Genomic DNA, 18,863 nt, shown 5'->3' on the forward strand with positions numbered 1-18,863 from the left:
CGGTTGCAAGGTGACCGCCGCGACGACCCGCATCTTCAGCACGCCCGTCGGCCGGATCGTCGGCCACCGTGACGGCGGCGTGGTCCGCGCACTCGGGATCCCGTACGCCCGCGCCGAGCGGTTCGGGCGACCGCAACCGGTCCCGCCGTTCACGACCGACTTCGTCGCCGACACCCCCGCGCCGGTGCCGCCGCAGCCGGCGACGCCCGTGCTCGAGGAGCTCATCCACCCGATCGAGGCCGAGGTGTCCGAGGACTGCCAGGCCCTGTCGGTGACGGTGCCCGCGGACCTCGGCGAGGACGAACTGCTGCCCGTGATGGTGTGGATCCACGGCGGCTCGTACGTCGTCGGTGGCGGGGACATCCCGATCCACAACCCGCGGGCGCTCGCCGAGGAGCAGCGGGTCGTCGTCGTCGCGGTCACCTACCGACTCGGTGTGCTCGGCTTCCTCGGCGACGGGGAGCGGGTGCCGGCGAACCTCGGGCTGCTCGACCTGGTCGAGGCGGTGCGCTGGGTGCACGCCAACATCGCGGGGCTCGGCGGCGACCCGGACCGGATCACCCTGTTCGGGCAGTCCGCCGGCGGCGACGCGATCGCGCACCTGATGGTCGCCGACGGCACGGCCGGGCTGTTCCAGCGGGCCATCGTGCAGAGCGCTCCGCTCGGGCTGTCGCGTCGTCGGGCGCGGATGAACCGGGCGATGCTCCGCGCGGTCGGGACCGTTGCCCCGGACACCGCGTTGGACGACGTGCTCGCGCTGCAGGCGGCCGCCGAGAAGGTGGCGCTGCCGTACGGGCTGCGCGGCGGGATGCCCTTCGGCACGCAGTACGGGCACGCACCGCTGCCCGCCGAACGCGACCTGCCGGACGCCTGGCGCCGCGCGGCCCCGCACGTGGAGGTGCTCATCGGGTCCGCCACCGACGAGGCCGCCCTCTACGTGCCGATGATCCCGGGCCTCCCGGCCGTCGCGCGCACCCGGATCGGCCGGGCGCTGCTCCGGTGGTGGCTCGTCCGTCCGCTCAGCGAGGTCATCTACGGCCGCGACGCCCGGGCCTTCGCCGCCCGACACCGCGCCGCCGGTGGTCGGGCCGTGGTCTACCGGCTGCACCGCGGGGTGACCGTCCGGCCGACGGGGGCGGTGCACATGAGCGACGTGCCACTGCTGCTCGGCGACCGAGCGGCGTGGGCCGGCAGCCGCTTCGTGCCGGAGCAGGACTGGGCCGCCGTCGAACGGCGCGGGCCGGGTCACCGGGCGATCTGGGCGGAGTTCGCGCGCACCGGACGGGTCACCGCGGCTGACGACGAGACGCTGACGTTCGACCGGGGCTGACTGTCCACACCCCTCGAACTGGCGGTCGCGCCACCCGGGCCCGGGCCGGATGATCGTCCTCATGCCCGCGCCCGATGCCGACCTCCGTCCCCGCATCGTCCAGGCGGCGATCGAGGCATTCCGGCGCTCGGACTTCCATGCCGTCGGGCCCGCCGAGGTCGCGGCGCTCGCCGACCTCACGCCCGCAGACGTCACCGACGCCTACCCGGTGTGGGAACTGCTCGTCGTCGCCGTCATGAACCGCTGGAACAACGGCGACCGAGCGTCCCTGTGGTCGATCGCCGAACAGCACGGCGCTGCCGCGTACCTCCGCGCCCGCCTGCAGTCCGGGCTCGCCGATCCGGGGCTCGTCCGCATCCGGATCGCCACGCTCAGTGCGGCCTCGGCGCCGTCGCACCCGGCCGCCGGGTGGTTCCGGAGCCAGTACGTCCACTCGTTCGAGGACATCACCCTCGCCCTCGTGCGGGACGTCGTCGCCGGTCGCGAGCCGCGCGGGACGTCGCCCCGGCATGCCGCCGAGCAGCTGGTCGCCCTCTACGAGGGGTTGCAGGTGCAGTCGCTGATGCGCGACGACAACGACCTGCTGTCGGGGTGGGACCGGGCCGTCGCCCGGATGCGCGCCGGGTGGGGTGCGGTCGCGCTCGTCTGAGTTCTGCGCGATCGGGTGCCCCACGATCAGGCTCGTCGCGCTACGGTCGAGGGTCGCCCGGCCACCGCGCACCTGACCACTGATCTGGAGGACCCATGTCCGGCAGCACGTTCGGAGAACTGTTCCGCGTCACCAACTTCGGCGAGTCACACGGTCCTGCCATCGGGTGCGTCGTCGACGGATGCCCCCCGGGGATCCCCCTGACCGAAGCGGACATCCAGCACGACCTGGACCGGCGGCGCCCCGGGACGTCCCGGCACGTCACGCAGCGTCGGGAGCCCGACCGGGTCGAGATCCTGTCCGGGGTCTACGAGGGGCGGACGACGGGCACGCCGATCGCGCTGGTGATCCGGAACGAGGACCAGCGGAGCAAGGACTACGCGGACCTGCTCGACACCTTCCGTCCGGGCCACGCGGACTACACGTACTGGCGCAAGTACGGCCTGCGCGACCCTCGTGGCGGCGGGCGCTCGTCCGCCCGGTTGACGGCGCCGATGGTCGCGGCCGGTGCGATCGCCCGCCAGTGGCTCCGGAGTGAGTGCGACCTGCAGATCGTCGGGTGGATGAGCCAGCTCGACGACATCGCCGTGCCCTTCGTCGACGAGTCGCAGATCCCGCTGAACCCGTTCTTCGCCGCGGACGCGGCGGTCGTGCCGCAGCTCGAGCAGCGGATGGACGAGCTCCGCGCCGCCGGTGACTCGTGTGGTGCGCGGATCGACGTCGTGGCCCGGAACGTCCCGGCGGGTCTCGGCGAGCCGCTGTTCGGCAAGCTCGACGCCGACATCGCCAGCGCGATGATGAGCATCAACGCGGTCAAGGGCGTCGAGATCGGCGCCGGGTTCGACAGCGTCAGCCAGCGTGGCAGTGAGCACGGCGACGAACTGACCCCGGACGGCTTCGCGAGCAACAACGCGGGCGGGGTCCTGGGCGGGATCTCGACCGGTCAGGAGCTGCGGGTCTCGATCGCGATCAAGCCGACGAGCTCGATCCGGACCCCGCGCCGCTCGATCGACCGCGACGGAACACCGACCGTCGTGGAGACCAAGGGCCGGCACGACCCGTGCGTCGGGATCCGTGCCACGCCGGTCGTCGAGGCGATGCTGGCACTCGTGCTGATGGACCACATGCTGCTCCACCGGGCGTACGACGGGGCGGTGTCGTTGCCCGTCCCGCCGATCGAGGGCCCGGTCTGGCCGAGCGCATGACGGCCCGATGACGACGACGACGCCCGGGACGGTCCGGAGCTGGAACGGCGAGGAGGGGTGGGGAGTCGTCGACCTGGACCCGGACGTCGGAGGCGACCCGGGCCTCCCGGCAGTGGTGCGCGACGTCTGGGTGCACTTCAGCGCGGTCGTCGGGCGCGACTTCGGGTACCTGGTACCGGGCGAGCGGGTGTCCGTGGCGTGGGACGAGGCCCCGAACTCGCCGCACGGGAGGCAGGCGAGCGCGGTCGTCGTGGCCGACGGCGGGTCGGGTGGCGGGCCGATCGAGGCGTCCGACCACGGCGCGATGAGCAGCATCCTGACGATCAAGTGGGACGACGGCTCCGCGAGCTGACCGTGCCGCTGCCATACTGACCCCATGACGACGGCGCAGCCCGTCATCGGGCGTGAGCGGGAGACCGCCGCCCTCCGACATGCCGTCGGTCACGTCACCGACGGCGGTGCCGCGTTCGTGGTCGATGGGGAAGCCGGGATCGGCAAGTCGTCCCTCGTCGCCGACCTGGTCGAGTACGCGGACGGTCGAGGTCTCCGGGTCCTGACGACGACCGGCACCTTGGCCGAGTCCAGCGAGCCCTACGCCGCGCTCCACCTGCTCCTGTACCCCCTGCGGGCGGGCATCCCGGACCTGCCGCAGCCGCAGCGACGGGCGCTCGACGTCGCCTTCGGGGTCACGTCCGGGGTGCAGCCCTCGCCGCTCCTCGCCGGACTGGCGGCGCTGACCCTGCTCTCCGACGCCGCCGCGGCACGTCCGCTCCTGGTCGTCGTCGAGGACCTGCACTGGATGGACGTGCCGTCGCGGTGGGCACTCCGGATGATCGCCCGCCGGGTCGGCGAGGACTCGCTGGTCATCGTCATGACGACGCGGGACTCGGACGCGGCCGAGGACCCGGGCGTCCGACGGCTGCACCTCGCGCCGCTGGACGCGCCGGCCGCCGACCTGCTGCTCGACGGCGTCCCCGGAGCGCCGCGGGGGCAGGCTCGGCGAGACCTCGTGCTCCGCGCCGAGGGCAACCCGCTGGCGCTGCGCGAACTGGGCCGGTCGGCGTCGGAGGAGCACGCTCGCGACCGTCCGGTGGTGGGCCGGGTGGAGCAGGAGTTCGCCGGTCGCTTCGCCGGACTCGAGCAGTCGGTCCGCTTGGCGGTCCTCGCCGTGGCACTGTCCGGCAGCACTGGTGCGGAGGAGGCGGCACGGGTGGCTGCCCGGGCGTTCGGGAGGTTCCCACCGCCGACGTGGACGGAGCAGGCGTCGGCGTCGTCGCTCCTGGTCTGGGAGGCCCCGCGCGCGATCCGGTTCCGGCACCCCCTCGTCCAGTCGGCGGTCCTCGCCGTTGCGTCGCCGACCGAGCGCACCGCGGTCCTGCGGTCGCTCGTCACCGAACACGAGGACGATCCGACCCGGACGGTCTGGTGGCGTGCCGAGCTCACGACCGGACACGACTACGCCCTGGCCGAGGAGATCGCCGCACTCGGCGCGGGACGGACGGCGATGTCCGATCCGCTCGTCGCGAGCCGCGCCTACGAGCGAGCCGCCGAACTGACGTCGGACGTCGTCCGACGCGTCGAGCGACGCATCACCGCGGCGGAACTCGCCGGGCTGTCCGGCCGGATCGCCGACGCGGCGCTCCTGGTGCAGCGAGCCCGCGACGAGGCGCCGGACCGGTTGCTCGCGGCGCGTGCGGCCTGGTTCGCCGAGATCCTGCCCACCGGCCGGACGGGGCTCGCCGTCGGCGACCTCGGACCGGCACTCCACGCGGTCTCCGAGATGCAGGCGGCCGGCGGCGTCGAGGACGCCACCACCGCCCTGCTGCACCTCGCCGCGATCGCCTGGGACCACACCGCCGAGCCCGACCCGGGGGACCCGATGCTCGTCGTGGTCGAGGCACTCGCGCTGCCCGACGACGACCCGCGGGCGATCCTCCTGGCCGCGCGGACGGAACCGGTGGTCCGCGGCGACCACGTCATGGAACGCGCGCTCGCAGCGGCTCCGACGGCCGAGGACGAGGAGTCGGCGTGGCTCCTCGGCTACGCGCTCAACCTCGTCGGCGAGGTCGAGACCGCCCGGGTGCTGCTCGACCGGGCCCTCGCGAGCATGCGGGCTCGTGGTGAGTTGCGGACGTTCCCGCAGGCACTGATGGGCACCTCGATGACCACGTACCTGGCCGGGGACGTCGCGAAGGCCCGGTCCCTCGCGGAGCAGGCCGAGTCGCTCGGCCGTGACCTCGGTGACGCCGGTTTCTCGGCGGCGGCTCGTTGTGCGCTCGCCTGGTTCGACGCCCTCGAGGGGGTGGTGCCCGACGCCGAGCAGATCGCCGGCGGGACCCAGGCGGGTGCGCAGGTCCTCCGGTCCGGGGCGATGCGTGCGACGCTGCGTGGGGCTGCGGGGCTGGTCGACCTGCTCGCGGGCCGTGCGTCGGAGGCCCTCGAGCGCCTCCGTGGCCTGTCCGACCCGGCTCACGACGGGTACCACCCGTGGTTCGGCGTCGCGACCTCGCACGACTTCGTCGACGCCGCGCTGGAGTCGGGCCGACGCGGCGACGTCGAGCAGCGGCTGGCGGACCTCGAGCAGCTCCACGCGCGCTGGCACGCACCGATCGTCCGGACCGCCGTCGACTACACCCGGCTCGCGCTGGTCCCTGACGACGAGCTCGAGTCGGCGTGGGTGACACTGCAGCACGAGCGCTGGGCGATGCCGTACGTCCAGGCGCGTGCGCTCCTCCGACTGGGCCGCCGACTGCGCCGAGCACGCCGGACGACGCTCGCCCGGGCGGTGCTGCACGCGGCCCTCGACCTGTTCGCGGCGATGCCGGCACCGACGTGGGAGGAACGGACGCGCGACGCCCTCCGTGCCGCCGGCGAGCGGTTGCCGGCCGCCGGGGCACGCGACGTCGAACTCCTGACCCCGCAGGAACTCCGCGTCTGCACCCTCGCGTCGCGCGGGATGAGCAACCGGGCCATCGGTGAGCACCTGTTCGTCTCACCCCGGACGGTCGGCGCGCACCTGTACGCGGCGTTCCAGAAGCTCGGGATCTCGACCCGCCAGCAGTTGCCCGGTGTGCTGCCGACCGAGGCCGAGGCCGAGGCCGACGGCGACGCCGTGGACCGGGCAGCTCGCCCCTAGGTCATCCGGCGGCGGATCTCGGTCATCATGACCGATGTGCTGCGGTCGTGCCCGCTCGTACCTTCTGAGCGGAACCCCACGGTCACCACCGACGCCGGGCCGCGCCACGGGCTGCGGACCGGGAAGGAGCGAACGCACCATGTCCGGAGCCCCCACCATCGTCCTCGTCCACGGCGCCTTCGCCGACGCCGCCAGCTGGGCACCCGTCACGAAGCTCCTGCTCGAGCAGGGCCACCGGGTCCTCGTCCCGCCGGTATCCAACCGCAGCCTGTCCGCCGACGCGGCGTACATCCGGTCCGTCGTCGAGCAGGTCGACGGGCCGGTCCTGCTCGCCGGACACTCCTACGGAGGCGCGGTGGTCACGGTCGCCGGTGCCGCAGACAACGTCGTCGGGCTGGTGTTCGTCGCCGCGTACGCACTCGAGGAGGGCGAGAGCCTCGGCGAGCTGCAGGGCGGCTTCCCGGACAGCGACCTCGCCGCCGCCCTCGTGTACGCGCCGTACCCGGTGGACGGCGCCGAGCCCGGCACGGACGTCTCGGTGGCGATCGAGGCCTTCCCCGCCGTCTTCGCGGGCGGCCTCGACCGGGAGACGGCGGAGGTGCTGGCGGTCTCGCAACGCCCGCTGTCCGCGGTCGCGTTCGGTGAGCCCGCGGCCGTCGCCGCGTGGAAGAGCCGCCCGTCGTGGGGGATCGTCTCCAGCGCCGACCACACCATCAACCCCGACGTCGAGCGGTTCGGGTACCAGCGCGCCGGGGTCCGCCGGGCGGTCGAGCTCGACGCCCCGCACCTGGTGATGCAGACCCACCCCGCCGAGGTGGCCGCCGTCATCACCGACGCCGTCGCCGAGCTGGCCTGACCCCACACCGACCCACCCAGCACACCGCACGACCACCACACCGCACGACCACCACAGGAGGGCACCACACATGGGCTACATCACCACCGACGACGGGGCAGAGATCTACTTCAAGGACTGGGGGAACCCCGACGCGCAGCCGATCGTGTTCCACCACGGCTGGCCGCTGTCCTCGGACGACTGGGACGCGCAGATGCTGTACTTCCTGGCCGAGGGGTACCGCGTCGTCGCGAGCGACCGGCGTGGCCACGGGCGGTCGTCGCAGATCGGCACCGGCCACGACATGGACCACTACGCCAGCGACGTGTCCGCCGTCGTCGAGCACCTCGACCTGCACGACGCGGTCCACATCGGTCACTCCACCGGTGGCGGCCAGGTCGCCCGGTACGTCGCCCGGTACGGCCAGCCGCAGGGTCGGGTCGCGAAGGCCGTCCTGGTGTCCGCCGTGCCGCCGCTGATGCTCAAGACGGAGTCCAACCCGGAGGGCACCGACCTCTCGGTCTTCGACGGGTTCCGTGCCGCGCTGACGGCGAACCGCGCCGAGTTCTTCCAGGCCGTCGCCTCGGGCCCGTTCTACGGCTTCAACCGGCCCGGCGTGACGACGTCCGAACCGGTGGTCGCCAACTGGTGGCGCCAGGGCATGACGGGCAGTGCGGTCGCCCACCTGGAAGGCATCAAGGCGTTCTCGGAGACCGACCAGACCGAGGACCTGCGGGCGATCACCGTGCCGGTGCTGGTCCTGCAGGGCGACGACGACCAGGTCGTCCCGTACCGGGCCGCCGCCCTGAAGCAGGCCGAGCTCCTCAGTGACGCGACCCTCACGATCTACGAGGGGTACCCGCACGGGATGCTGACCACGCACGCGGACGTCATCAACCCGGACATCCTCGCGTTCATCCGCAGCTGACGTCGCTGCACCGACGTCGCCGACGCTGCGTCCGCAGCGGACCGGACGGGAGGCGCGGTGCCGGTGGGCCGACCAGGTCACCGGCACCGCGCCTCCCGTCCGGCACCCCGCCACCGACGCAGGCCCACGCGTGCCGACGTGGCAGGGTGGCGTCATGCCGGAGTGGGGGAACGCGAGCGGAGCACCGGTCTGGGGTGCACCGCCGGCCGCACCACCGCGTCGTCGCGGCTCTGCCTGGGCGGTCGCCGGGATCGTCGTCGCCTCCGTGGGGTTCGCGGCCTCGTTCATCGGCGCGGTGCTGGGAGTGTCGGCGCTGCTGGGTGCCGGGCTGGTCTACGCCGCCAGCCAGGGCGAAGCCGGACACGGCGGCCTGTTCCGCGAGGTCACCCGGATCGGTGACGTCTTCGTCGTGCTCCCGCTGGCACTGGTCGCCGTGGTGTGGACGGTCGTCGCCTGGCGACGCACCCGTGGACCGGACCGGTCACGGGTGACGACCGTCGTCGCGACCGTCCTGGCCTCGTGTCTGCTGCTGCTGTCGCTGTTCACCGCCCTGTTCGTGGTCTGACCGTCGGCATCACTCCAGTTCGCTGACCAGCCGCTCGCTCGCCGCCCGGCCCGTGGCTCGCGTCCCGGAGGACCGGCCGGGCGGGTCGCCAGGACGGGAGGCCCGGCGCGGCGCTCCGGCATCGGTCCGGTCCCTGGGATGGTCGGGACATGGAGTACACCGACTACGACACCCGGCTGGCGTCCTACGCCGTCGTCACCGACGGGGACCGGGTGCTGCTCGCCCGGTTGAGCTGGCCGGACGCCGGGCTCTGGACGTTGCCGGGCGGCGGGGTGGAGCTCGACGAGACCGTCGAGGAGGGCGCCGTCCGCGAGGTGCTCGAGGAGACCGGGTACGACGTGGTCGTCGAGGAGCTGCTCGGGGTGCGCTCCCACGTGGTCCCGCCCGAGCGTCGGAAGACCCGGAACGGCCGACCGATGAAGGCCGTGCAGGTGGTGCACCGGGCCCGGGTCGTCGGGGGCTCGCTGCGCCACGAGGCCGAGGGGACGACGGACCAGGCGGCCTGGGTCCCGATCGCCGAACTCGGGGCGCACCGCCACGGGTTGCTCGTGGCGCAGGCCCTGCGGTGGGCGGGCGTCACGACGGAGTGAGCCGCGCCTCCCGTCCGGTCGGTCAGTGCCCGGCGACGAACGGGTCGAGCACGGCCCAGGTCGCCTCGGGCGCCTCGAGGTGCGGCAGGTGTCCGGCGGCGGGGACCTCGGCGAACACGGCACCGGGGACGGCCGTGGCGACCGCTCGGCCGTAGGCGGGGGTGACGACGCGGTCGCTGGCGCCCCAGACGACGAGGGTCGGCACGGACACCGCCGACAGGCGCCCGAGCAGGGTCGGGTCGCTCATCGCCCGGCCGGCGAGCACGGCCATCGTCTGCCCGTTCGCCCGCAGGACCGCGCGCTGCTCCTCGGTCACGAGTGCCGGGTCCTGGTGGCCGCGCTCGGGGTCGTGCCAGGCGACCTCGGCGAGGCCGCGGGCGTCGAGCGCGAAGAAGTCCGCGATCGGTTCCCCGTCGACGACGACCCCGACGGTGTCGATGACGACAACGCTGCCGAGGACCCCGGTGTACCGGTCGTCCGCTGCGGCCCGGACGGCCATCTCGAGGGCGGTCCACCCGCCGATAGAGGACCCGACCACCAGCACGTCGCGCTCGCCGTGGTCGAGGAGCCGGGTCAGGTAGGCCGACGCCAGGTCGGCGATCGACGCGATCGACTCCGGTCGCGCGGTGCCGTCCCAGCCCGGGTGCGTCGGGGCGTGGACGTGTCGGGTGGCGGCGAGGTGCCCGACGATCGGGGCGACCGTCCGGGGTCCACCACCACCGTGCAGCACGAGGGCGGTCGGTGCGGCGGGGTCGCCGGCGCGGAGGACGGGCAGGTCGTCGGGGAGGGTGTTCGGCATGGTCGGGACTCCTGAATCAACATGTTGATCTAAATGTGTTGATACCGTAGCACCATGACGACGGACCTCGAACGGCTGGGCCAGGCGGTCAAGCGCGCGCAGTACCGGAACCACCGCACGATGGACCTCGCCCTGCAGGACGTCGGGGTGAGCCTGGTGCAGTGGGACGCCCTCCGTGCCGTCGACCGGATGCCGGGGGCGTCCGGTCACGACCTGGCCGTCGCCACCTTCCAGAGCGACCAGGCGTTCGGCACGCTGGCGTCCCGACTCGTCGAGCGCGGGCTCATCGAACGGTCGGCGGGACGCGGGCGTCGGCTCGTGCACACCCTCACCCCGACCGGGCGCGAAGCACTCGATGACGGACACCGGGTGGCCGCCCGGGTGCTCGACGAGCTGTTCGCCCCGCTCGACGAACCGGGCCGCGCGGCACTGATGGCCGCGCTGACCACCCTCACCGCGGGGGAGTGACGACCTCGGTCGGCTGCGGGTCGTAGCGGACCGCGAGCACCGTGACGTCGTCGGCGTGGTGGCCCGCACGGCCGAGCTCCTCCAGGCGGGACACCAGGCGTTCCGGGTCCGGCTCGGTCAGGGTGAACGCCTCGAACCGGTCCAGCGCGTCGAGCCCGTCGCCGAAGAGGTCGAGGACACCGTCACTGACCACGAGGACCACGTCGCCAGCGTCGAGCACCGTCTCGTGCGTGGTCCAGCTCGTCCCGACGCCGATCGGGGTGTCCGTGCCCCGCAGCCACTCGTGGCCCCCGCCCGCTCGGAGCACCAGCGCCAGGCCGTGCCCGGCGTCGACCCACCGGGCGACCCCGCGGACGTCGAGGTGCATGTGGAAGCACGTGGTGAACTGCTCGGTCGCCGGCGCGTCCAGACCGACGTCCAGGCCGGTCGCCGTGCGGCTCACCGCTTCGTCCGGTGCCCCCTCGCGCACCGACGAGCGGAGGACCGACCGCACCACCGCGGCGATCATCCCGGCGCCGACGCCCTTGCCCATCACGTCCCCGAGGGTGAAGGCCGCGCCCGCGGTGGTCGGGAACCAGTCGTAGAAGTCGCCGCCGACCGAGCGCGTCGGCAGGCACACGGCCCGGACGGTGAACGCCGCGGGCAGGTCCGCCGTCGACACGGGCAGCAGGGACCGCTGGACCAGCGCCGCCTGGGAGATCTCCGCCTCGGCCTGCCGTCGGAGCTCCTGCACCGTCTGCAGGCGGACGGAGCCCTGCCGGGCGAGCTCGTTGGTGACCCCGGCGACGGCGGTGAAGACCACGAGCACGACGACGAGCCGCACGACCTCGCTCGCGCCCAGGTCGGCGTGCCCGAGGAGCACCGGCACCAGGAAGGTCGCCGCGGTCCCGACCAGGGGGAAGAGGACGTTCTGCCGGCCGGGTCGGGCGGCGATCCAGATCACCGGCAGCAGGACCGCGGCGAGGAACGGGGACCGCGCGTCACCCGTGCCGTACCGCAGCAGGCCGATCGCGACGAAGTCGAGCGCCGGCACCAGGAGCTCGAAGCGCATCAGCGTCGGTCGGGCCGCGAGCAGTCCGGCGAACGCCAGCCCGACGACCGCCAGGGCCGTCCCGGTCCACATGCTCGTCGCGTTGGTCACCGTCAGCCAGGGCAGCAGCACGCTGCACACCGCGGCGATCACGGACACCACGACGATGACCGCCTGGTTGACCACCGGGTTCGCTCTCGCCCCGGTCCGCTCGGAGGCGGCGTCCGCTCGGTCGACCGCGGTGTCCGGGACGACGGTCCGACCGGTTGGCGTCTTCGTCATCAGGAGCTGACGCTACCGGCAGCAGGGGCCCGTGGGAACGCGCCCGTTCGTGGGGCAGACGGCTGGTCCGGGCGACGTGCCACGGGCCTCCCGGCTCGTCGCCGACGGGTCACGAGTCGGTCTCGTACCGGTCTCGATCCCGCATCGAGCGGTCGACGGCCCCGGCCGGTCCGCCAGGATCGTCCGCATGGGGAACCACCGAACCGTCCGGACGTCCGTCGTCGCCGTCACCGTCGCACTGCTCGCGACGACCGCCCTCGCCGGGTGCTCCGCCGACGACGGAGCCGGCGCGGCGCCGAGCACGTCGCGCACACCCTCCGCCGCGGCGGCGGCCGTGGACCCGGAGCAGGCGACCCCGGAGCCCATGGACATGGACCAGGACGACAGCGCTGCTGCGACGTGCGGCCAGGTCAGCGCGCTCGAGACCGTCGCGCACAACGCGCGCGACGGTCTGTCCCGCGGAGCGCTCACCCAGGCGCAGTTCGACGCGCTGGCGGCGTCGGTCCGGTTCGGGTTCGAGCACCTCGTCACCTCGGACGTGAAGGTGTCGCCGGCCGTGGACTGGGCCCAGCGGTACCTCGAGGAGCACCCGGGGCCGACGATCGACGACACGACGGCGGACTGGGACCTCCGGGTCCGGACGATCAGGACCGCCTGCACCGAGTCCGGCTCCAACATCGTCGTGTCGGCGCAGTACGGCGGCTGACCGGCGTCAGCCGCGGCGGCTGAGCGGTGTCAGCGCGGCGTCAGCCCTTCCACACCGAGACGGCGCCCGCGTGCCCGATCACCACGACCTCGATCAGCGAGACCACGCCGACGACGACGAGCAGGACCGGGCCGACGACCGCGACCGCTCGGACCGCACCGCGGTTCGTGATGCGCTCGGTGCCGAAGCGGTGCCACCCCCACCACAGCACGAGCAGCGCGAAGACCGCGATCGACCACGGCAGCAGGCCGTCGGCGAGTTCGGTGTGCCGCTCGAGCAGTGCGGTCTCCTTCTCGCGTGACTCCAACCACTCGCCCGACGACGTCGCGAGCGGCACGGAGACCAACGCCACCAGACCGATCAGCGGTGCGCCGACCGCCAGCCACCGTCGTGCGGCCGGCCAGACCGCGACGGTGATCGCGACCAGCGCGGCCACGGGGACCGCGACCGAGGTCAGGTGGACCAGGAGGGGGTGGAGCGGGAGTCCGCCGAGTTGCCAGTCCATGTCGGACCTTCCGTGCCGGGGCGACCAGGGTGGCCGCGCCGTTCCAGGCAACCGGAGCCCGCCGCTGGTGGACTGCGCGCTGGCGGGTCGGTTCGTTCGAGACCACACACGAACACCGGTCCGCGCTCGGGTGGGTGCGGTCCGGGCTGCCGCTGCCGCATGATGGTGCTGCGGGCGACCGTGCGCGGCCGACGGTGCGCGGGCGACCGGGCGGAAGGGATCCACGTGGCGAACATCCTGGTGGTCGAGGACGACCCGGAGATGGGTGCCCTCGTGGCACAGGGCCTCGGCGACGAAGGGCACGTCGTCACGGTGGTGACCGACGGCATCGCCGCGCTGACCGCCGCACGCGCCGAACCGTTCGACGCCGCGGCCATCGACGTGATGCTGCCCGAGATGTCGGGGTTCGAGATCTGCCGGCGGCTCCGCGAGATGGGACAGGACCTGCCGGTGATCCTCGTCACCGCCCGGGACGCCGTCGACGACCGGGTCTTCGGACTCGACGCCGGTGCGGACGACTACCTCACGAAGCCCTTCGCGATCGCCGAGCTGAACGCCCGCATCCGTGCCCACCTGCGTCGCCGTGCCGCCGGGGCCACGGTCCTCGAGGCCGCCGACGTCCGGCTCGACGTCGTCACCGTCCGGGCCAGCGTCCGTGGCCGGGACCTGCCGTTGAGCGTCAAGGAGTTCTCGCTCCTCCGGTACCTCATCCAGGGCTCGCCCGAGGCCCGCAGCCGCCGTGAGGTGCTCGACGAGGTCTGGGGGAGCGCCGACCACTTCGACCCCACGATCGTCGACCAGTACGTCAGCTACGTCCGCAAGAAGCTGCTCGCGGCCGGTGCCGGGGTGCGCATCAGGACCGTCCGCGGTGTCGGGTACGCGCTCGAGCTCGGGACCGCCAGGTGAGACTGCTGCGCCGGCTGTCGGTCCGGGCACGGATCACGCTGGGCAGCCTGCTGGTCGGCGCGGTCGTCCTCGCCGGCGCCGCGGTCGCGCTGCACCTGCAGATCGCACACGCCACGCTGGAGACGGACCGGTCGCTCGCCGCCGCCGACGCCGCACCCTTCGTCTCCGACCTGCGCGGGAACCCCGGGGAAGCGCCGGACCGGCCGGCCGCGGGGGTCCTCGTCGGGATCCGCTCGGCGGACGGCGACTGGGTCGTGGACGCCCTGCCCCGCGCGGTCAGCCGTGCCCTGCCGACGACGGTGCCGGGCGACGAGGTCACCCTGCGCTTCCGCACCCCGCGCGGCCCGGTCACCGTCGTCGGCGTCCCGGTCCGGAGCGCCGATCGGACCTCCGTGGTCTGGGCGGCGCGGGACGGCCGCGCCGGGCACGAGACGCTCGAGCGCATCGACCGGTCGCTCGTCGGCGGCACGCTCCTGGCGCTGACCGCGTTCGGCCTCGCCGCGTGGCTGCTGTCGACGATCGCGCTCCGCCCGGTGTCACGGATGCGTCGGGCAGCGGAGGACCTCAGCGTCGGGCGGACCGCGGGGCACCTGCCGGTCGGGCCGTCGGACGACGAGCTGGCGGACCTCGCCCGGACGCTGAACACCTTCATCGACCGGCAACGCGAGAACACCGAGCGCGAGCGGCGCATCGTGTCGGACGCCAGCCACGAACTCCGCACCCCGCTCGCCGCCCTGACCGCGCGCCTCGAGCTCGCCCACCGGTCCGCCGGCGACGCCGTGGCGCTCGAGGGTGCGTTGACGGCGGCCGAGGCGGACGTGGCGCGGTTGACGTCACTCGCGCAGACCCTCCTGGAGCTCAGTCGGCTCGACGAAGCGACCGACACCGGCCGTGCACCCGCCGTGACCACGACGGCCGAGGCGCTCGTGACCGAGGTCATGCAGGGCGTCGACCGGGCGCGGATGACCGCCGGTGCCGGTGCCGGTGGGGGTGCCGGTGGCGGTGCGCGGGACGGCGTGGGTGGCGCGCCGGTCGACGTCGACTTCACGGTCGACCTCCTCGACCCGACCGTCGGGTACGGCATCGACTCCGCCGCGTTCGGCCGCATCGTCGACAACCTGGTGACGAACGCCCTCGCGCACGGCACCGCGGCGACCGCCGTCACGATCGAGCTGGCGCAGACGCCGGACCGGGCGCTGCGCCTGGTGGTCGAGGACGACGGTCCCGGTGTCCCCGAGACGTTCCTGCCGGTCGCCTTCGAGCGCTTCGCCCGTGCGGACACCGCGCGTCGAGCCGGAACCGGCGGGGCGGGTGGCGCCGGCCTCGGCCTCGCGCTGGTGCGCGGGCTGGCCGGGCAGGCCGGCGGGACGGCCACGCTGACGAACCGCCGGACAGGAGGCGCGTCCGCCGCCGTCGTGGTCCCGCCGGCCTGACCACGTGGTGCGTCCACCCCCGATCACTCGAGATCTCGAGCGATCCCCAGTGCTCGTTCCGGGCAGATCGAGAGGGGCGGTGCCGATGCTGAACGGCACCTGATCACACGCTGGAGAGGAACGAGCCGATGATCGACACCGCTCGCCCCGCACCGAGGACCGCCCCGGTCCCACGGTCATCGCACCCATCGACACCGCATCCGCCGGCCGTCGTCGAGCCGTGGGACGTCGCCGCACGTCGCCGCCGCCGCTCCGGACGCCGCCGCCTGGCGATGGCGGACCTGCTCGTGGTGGCGACCTGGGCCTCCGCCGCGGTGGCCGTCGCCCTGTGGCTCGTGTCACCGGGCTCCCACACCGTCACCGGCGTCAGCGGCGTCCTGACCGACGCCGGGATCGTCACCGGCCTCGTCGCGACCGACCTGGTCCTCGTGATGCTCGTCCTGGCTGCCCGCGTCCCGCTGCTCGATCGCGTCGTCGGCCAGGACCGAGCGATCGCGGTGCACCGCTCCCTCGGCAAGCCGGTCCTCTTCCTGCTGCTCGGACACGGGGCGCTGCTCACCCTCGGGTACGCGGCGGCGGACGGGTCCGGTCCGGTCGCCGAGACGATCGCGCTGTTCTCGAGCCCGGACATGCCGCTGGCGTACCTGGGCCTCGGGCTGTTCGTGCTCGTGGTCGTCAGCTCGCTCGTCGCCGTCCGTCGACGCCTGCCGTACGAGGTGTGGCACGGCATCCACCTGCTCAGCTACGCCGCCGTCCTGGTCGCCCTGCCCCACATGCTCAGTGCCGGCAGCGTCCTGGCCCACGGCTCCTGGCAGCGGGCGTACTGGATCGCGCTGTACGTCCTGTCCCTCGGGCTCATCGCGGTCTACCGCTTCGTCGTCCCGGTCGTCGTGAGCCTGCGGCACCGGATCCGCGTCGTCGGCGTCGAACCCATCGCCCCCGGGGTGGTCTCGATCCACCTCGCCGGACGGGACCTGGACCGGCTCGGCGCCCGCGGCGGGCAGTACGGCGTGTGGCGGTTCTGGACCGGTGCGACGTGGTGGCACGCCCACCCGGTGTCGTTCTCGGCGGTCCCCACCGTCGACCGCGCGCGCATCACCGTCCGCGACCTCGGTGCGGGCTCGGCGCGACTCGGTCGGATCCGACCGGGTGCCGCGGTCTCGCTCGAGGGGCCGTACGGACTCTTCACGACGCACGCCCGGACCGCGCCGTACCTGGCGCTCGTCGCGTCCGGCATCGGCATCACGCCGGTCCGTGCCCTGCTCCAGGACACCGACCTGCGGCCCGGCGAGGCCACGGTGCTGTTGCGTGGCACCGACGACCGGCAGCAGTACCTGTGGCGGGAGACCGCGGCGCTCGCCGACGCCTCCGGCAGCGCGGTCTGCGCGATGGTCGGGCCGCGCGCCCGGTCCCGGCCCAGCTGGATGACGGAGGAGGACCTGCGCCGCGGGGTCACCCTCGGCTCGGTGTTCCCGCACCTGCTCGAGTCGGACCTGTACGTCTGCGGCCCGCAGTCCTGGGCCGACCTGGTGGTGCAGGACGCCCGACGGGCCGGGGTGCCCGCGCACCGGATCCACCACGAGCGGTTCGGCGCATGAGGGCCCGGGCGGTCCTCGGCGGCGTGCTGTCCTCGGTCGCCGTGCTCGTGATCGGGTGGCAGGTCGGCGGGCAGACGGCGACGACGGCGAGCCCGCCGACGTCGACCTCGGACACGAGCGGGTCGGGCACGAGCGGGTCGGACACGAGTGGGTCCGGCACGAGCGGGACCTCCGGGTCGGCAGCGTCCGGGTCCACGACGTCCGGCACCTTCCTCGGTGCCGTCGCCCAGACCCGCTACGGACCCGTCCAGGTGCGCATCGTCGTCAGTGACGGCACGATCACCGACGTCACCGCACCACAGCTCACCGACGCGGACGGCCGATCGGTGGCGATCAGCGCCCAAGCTGCCCCGGTCCTCCGCCAGGAGGCCCTGCAGGCGCAGTCCGCCCAGATCCAGGCCGTCAGCGGTGCGACCTTCACCAGCGAGGGCTACACGACGTCCCTGCAGTCCGCGATCGACCAGGCCGGACTGTGACGGTCCCCGCCGTCCCGGTCCGGACCTTCCCGACGATGGGCACCGTCGTGAGCCTGCGCGGCGCGGACGCCGAGACGGCCGCGCGGGTCCGGGCGGTCTTCGCCGGGTACGACCACCGGTACAGCCGGTACGACCCCGCTTCGGTGCTCAGCCGGGTCGCCGCCGGGACCCTCCGCCTCGCCGACACCCCCGAGGAGGTCCGTGACGTCTACGCGCTGGCCCTGACCTGGCGGGACCGGACCGCGGGTGCCTTCACCCCGCACCGCCCGGACGGGACCATCGACCTGTCCGGCGTCGTCAAGGCCCTCGCCGTCCGCGACGCCGGCGTGCTGCTCGACGACGCCTCCCCGGACTGGATGCTCAGCGCCGGCGGTGACGTCCTGGTCCGCGGCACCCACGACGGTGCACCCTGGCGGGTCGGCGTCGTCGACCCGGACCGGCGCGACGCCCTGGCCGACGTCGTGCAGCTCGACGCGCCCCGACGTGCGGTCGCGACCTCCGGCACCGCCGAACGGGGGGAACACGTCTGGCGCCGCTCGGTCCCGACCTTCGCGCAGGTCACGGTCGTGGCCGACGACATCGTCACGGCCGACGTCCTCGCCACCGCGGTCCTGGCCGGGGACGAGGCCGACCTCGCCCGCACCACTGCGGACGGCACGGTCGACGTCCTGGCGTTCGGCGTCGACGGCCGCGCCTGGGCGACACCCGGACTCGCCGCCCGGTCATGCAGCAGGATGGGGGCGTGAGCACGCCGGAGCCCCTGTCCGCCGACCAGGCCGTCGCACGCGCGGTGGCGCTCGCCGGGGCGGGTGGCCGGAGCGTGCTCGGCATCGCGGGTGCTCCCGGCGCGGGCAAGTCGACCCTCGCCCGCCGGGTCGTCACCGCGGTCACCGAGCAGCTCGGCCCGGGCGTCGCCGTCCAGGTCCCGATGGACGGCTTCCACCTGGCGAACGCCGCACTCGACGCCCTGGGCCGGCACGACCGCAAGGGCGCGATCGACACCTTCGACGCGGCCGGGTACGTGGCGCTGGTCCGACGGCTGGTCGGAGGTCCGGACGCGGAGGGTGCCGAGACGATCTGGGCGCCGGACTTCGACCGCCGCGTCGACGAACCCGTCGCCGGCAGCATCGCCGTCCCGCCGGAGACCGTGCTCGTCGTCTCCGAGGGCAACTACCTGCTCGACCAGTCCGCCCCGTGGCGCGAGCTGCCGGGACAGTTCACCGAGACCTGGGCCTGCGTGGTCGACGACGACGTGCGCATCGACCGCCTCGTCGGCCGGCACATGCGCCACGGCCGCGACCACGAATCAGCCCGGGCCTGGGCCGTGCAGGTGGACGGCGTCAACGCCGCACGCGTCACGGCGGACCTGCACCGGGCCTCCGTCCTGGTCCGGACCTGAGACCCCGCCACCGCACCATCCCG

The 18,863-nt window shown here is 73.9% G+C and carries 20 protein-coding genes; 17 read left to right on the forward strand and 3 right to left on the reverse strand.

Annotation, left to right across the window (positions count from 1 at the left end):
• Positions 1-10: 10 nt before the first annotated feature.
• From DEI97_RS00210 to DEI97_RS00250, 9 genes are all read left to right on the forward strand, one after another.
• Positions 11-1,330 (forward strand): carboxylesterase family protein, encoded by a 1,320-nt coding sequence (locus DEI97_RS00210; RefSeq protein WP_111075348.1) that lies wholly within the window; start codon positions 11-13, stop codon positions 1,328-1,330.
• Positions 1,331-1,391: 61 nt separating this feature from the next.
• Complete coding sequence (locus tag DEI97_RS00215) at positions 1,392-1,979, forward strand: TetR/AcrR family transcriptional regulator (protein WP_146248164.1); 588 nt, start codon at positions 1,392-1,394, stop codon at positions 1,977-1,979.
• Positions 1,980-2,074: 95 nt separating this feature from the next.
• Entirely contained in the window at positions 2,075-3,184 is a 1,110-nt protein-coding gene (aroC, locus tag DEI97_RS00220; protein WP_111075350.1) for a chorismate synthase, read from the forward strand.
• 7 nt (positions 3,185-3,191) lie between these two features.
• Positions 3,192-3,536 carry a S1 domain-containing protein gene (locus tag DEI97_RS00225; protein ID WP_181439289.1) on the forward strand — a complete coding sequence of 115 codons (345 nt, stop codon included), beginning with the start codon at positions 3,192-3,194 and terminating at the stop codon, positions 3,534-3,536.
• 24 nt (positions 3,537-3,560) lie between these two features.
• A complete protein-coding gene (locus DEI97_RS00230; protein ID WP_111075351.1) occupies positions 3,561-6,320 on the forward strand; it encodes a helix-turn-helix transcriptional regulator in 2,760 nt (919 codons plus the stop codon).
• A 139-nt stretch (positions 6,321-6,459) separates the two neighbouring features.
• Complete coding sequence (locus DEI97_RS00235) at positions 6,460-7,176, forward strand: alpha/beta fold hydrolase (RefSeq protein ID WP_111075352.1); 717 nt, start codon at positions 6,460-6,462, stop codon at positions 7,174-7,176.
• 70 nt (positions 7,177-7,246) lie between these two features.
• Positions 7,247-8,083: an alpha/beta fold hydrolase gene (locus DEI97_RS00240; RefSeq protein WP_111075353.1), complete on the forward strand. Its 837-nt coding sequence runs from the start codon at positions 7,247-7,249 to the stop codon at positions 8,081-8,083.
• Positions 8,084-8,237: 154 nt separating this feature from the next.
• A complete protein-coding gene (locus tag DEI97_RS00245; protein WP_146248165.1) occupies positions 8,238-8,648 on the forward strand; it encodes a hypothetical protein in 411 nt (136 codons plus the stop codon).
• 149 nt (positions 8,649-8,797) lie between these two features.
• On the forward strand, positions 8,798-9,238 hold the full coding sequence (locus DEI97_RS00250) for an NUDIX hydrolase (RefSeq protein WP_111075355.1): 441 nt from the start codon (positions 8,798-8,800) through the stop codon (positions 9,236-9,238).
• Between the two features lie 22 nt (positions 9,239-9,260).
• Here the strand turns inward: DEI97_RS00250 and DEI97_RS00255 are convergent, their stop codons facing one another.
• The gene (locus DEI97_RS00255; protein ID WP_111075356.1) at positions 9,261-10,037 is read right to left on the reverse strand and encodes an alpha/beta fold hydrolase; all 777 of its coding nucleotides are present in this window, start codon (positions 10,035-10,037) and stop codon (positions 9,261-9,263) included.
• 54 nt (positions 10,038-10,091) lie between these two features.
• Here DEI97_RS00255 and DEI97_RS00260 point away from each other — a divergent pair, with 54 nt between their 5' ends.
• Positions 10,092-10,505, forward strand: coding sequence for a MarR family winged helix-turn-helix transcriptional regulator (locus DEI97_RS00260; RefSeq protein WP_111075357.1), 414 nt, complete (start codon positions 10,092-10,094; stop codon positions 10,503-10,505).
• Here DEI97_RS00260 and DEI97_RS00265 read toward each other — a convergent pair.
• Positions 10,489-11,817, reverse strand: a complete 1,329-nt coding sequence (locus DEI97_RS00265) for a PP2C family protein-serine/threonine phosphatase (RefSeq protein ID WP_111075358.1) — start codon at positions 11,815-11,817, stop codon at positions 10,489-10,491. The two genes, DEI97_RS00260 and DEI97_RS00265, sit on opposite strands and share 17 nt — an antisense overlap.
• A 187-nt stretch (positions 11,818-12,004) precedes the next feature.
• Between DEI97_RS00265 and DEI97_RS00270 the strand changes: the two genes are divergently transcribed.
• Entirely contained in the window at positions 12,005-12,523 is a 519-nt protein-coding gene (locus DEI97_RS00270) for a hypothetical protein (RefSeq protein ID WP_111075359.1), read from the forward strand.
• Positions 12,524-12,563: 40 nt separating this feature from the next.
• Here DEI97_RS00270 and DEI97_RS00275 read toward each other — a convergent pair whose 3' ends face one another.
• Positions 12,564-13,028: a DUF2231 domain-containing protein gene (locus tag DEI97_RS00275; RefSeq protein ID WP_111075360.1), complete on the reverse strand. Its 465-nt coding sequence runs from the start codon at positions 13,026-13,028 to the stop codon at positions 12,564-12,566.
• 225 nt (positions 13,029-13,253) lie between these two features.
• On the opposite strand from DEI97_RS00275, the gene DEI97_RS00280 reads away from it, so the two are divergent.
• From DEI97_RS00280 to DEI97_RS00305, 6 genes are all read left to right on the forward strand, one after another.
• A complete protein-coding gene (locus tag DEI97_RS00280) occupies positions 13,254-13,934 on the forward strand; it encodes a response regulator transcription factor (RefSeq protein WP_253465939.1) in 681 nt (226 codons plus the stop codon).
• A complete protein-coding gene (locus tag DEI97_RS00285; protein ID WP_146248166.1) occupies positions 13,931-15,367 on the forward strand; it encodes an ATP-binding protein in 1,437 nt (478 codons plus the stop codon). Before DEI97_RS00280 ends, DEI97_RS00285 begins: the two co-directional genes overlap by 4 nt.
• 128 nt (positions 15,368-15,495) lie before the next feature.
• A complete protein-coding gene (locus tag DEI97_RS00290) occupies positions 15,496-16,965 on the forward strand; it encodes a ferredoxin reductase family protein (protein WP_111075362.1) in 1,470 nt (489 codons plus the stop codon).
• Positions 16,962-17,441, forward strand: coding sequence for an FMN-binding protein (locus tag DEI97_RS00295; protein ID WP_111075363.1), 480 nt, complete (start codon positions 16,962-16,964; stop codon positions 17,439-17,441). Before DEI97_RS00290 ends, DEI97_RS00295 begins: the two co-directional genes overlap by 4 nt.
• A gap of 35 nt (positions 17,442-17,476) precedes the next feature.
• Positions 17,477-18,187: an FAD:protein FMN transferase gene (locus DEI97_RS00300; RefSeq protein WP_181439290.1), complete on the forward strand. Its 711-nt coding sequence runs from the start codon at positions 17,477-17,479 to the stop codon at positions 18,185-18,187.
• Complete coding sequence (locus DEI97_RS00305; protein WP_258376732.1) at positions 18,184-18,840, forward strand: nucleoside/nucleotide kinase family protein; 657 nt, start codon at positions 18,184-18,186, stop codon at positions 18,838-18,840. Before DEI97_RS00300 ends, DEI97_RS00305 begins: the two co-directional genes overlap by 4 nt.
• The last annotated feature ends 23 nt before the right edge of the window (positions 18,841-18,863 follow it).

It is taken from the genome of Curtobacterium sp. MCLR17_032 (genome assembly GCF_003234795.2).
Lineage (GTDB): Bacteria > Actinomycetota > Actinomycetes > Actinomycetales > Microbacteriaceae > Curtobacterium.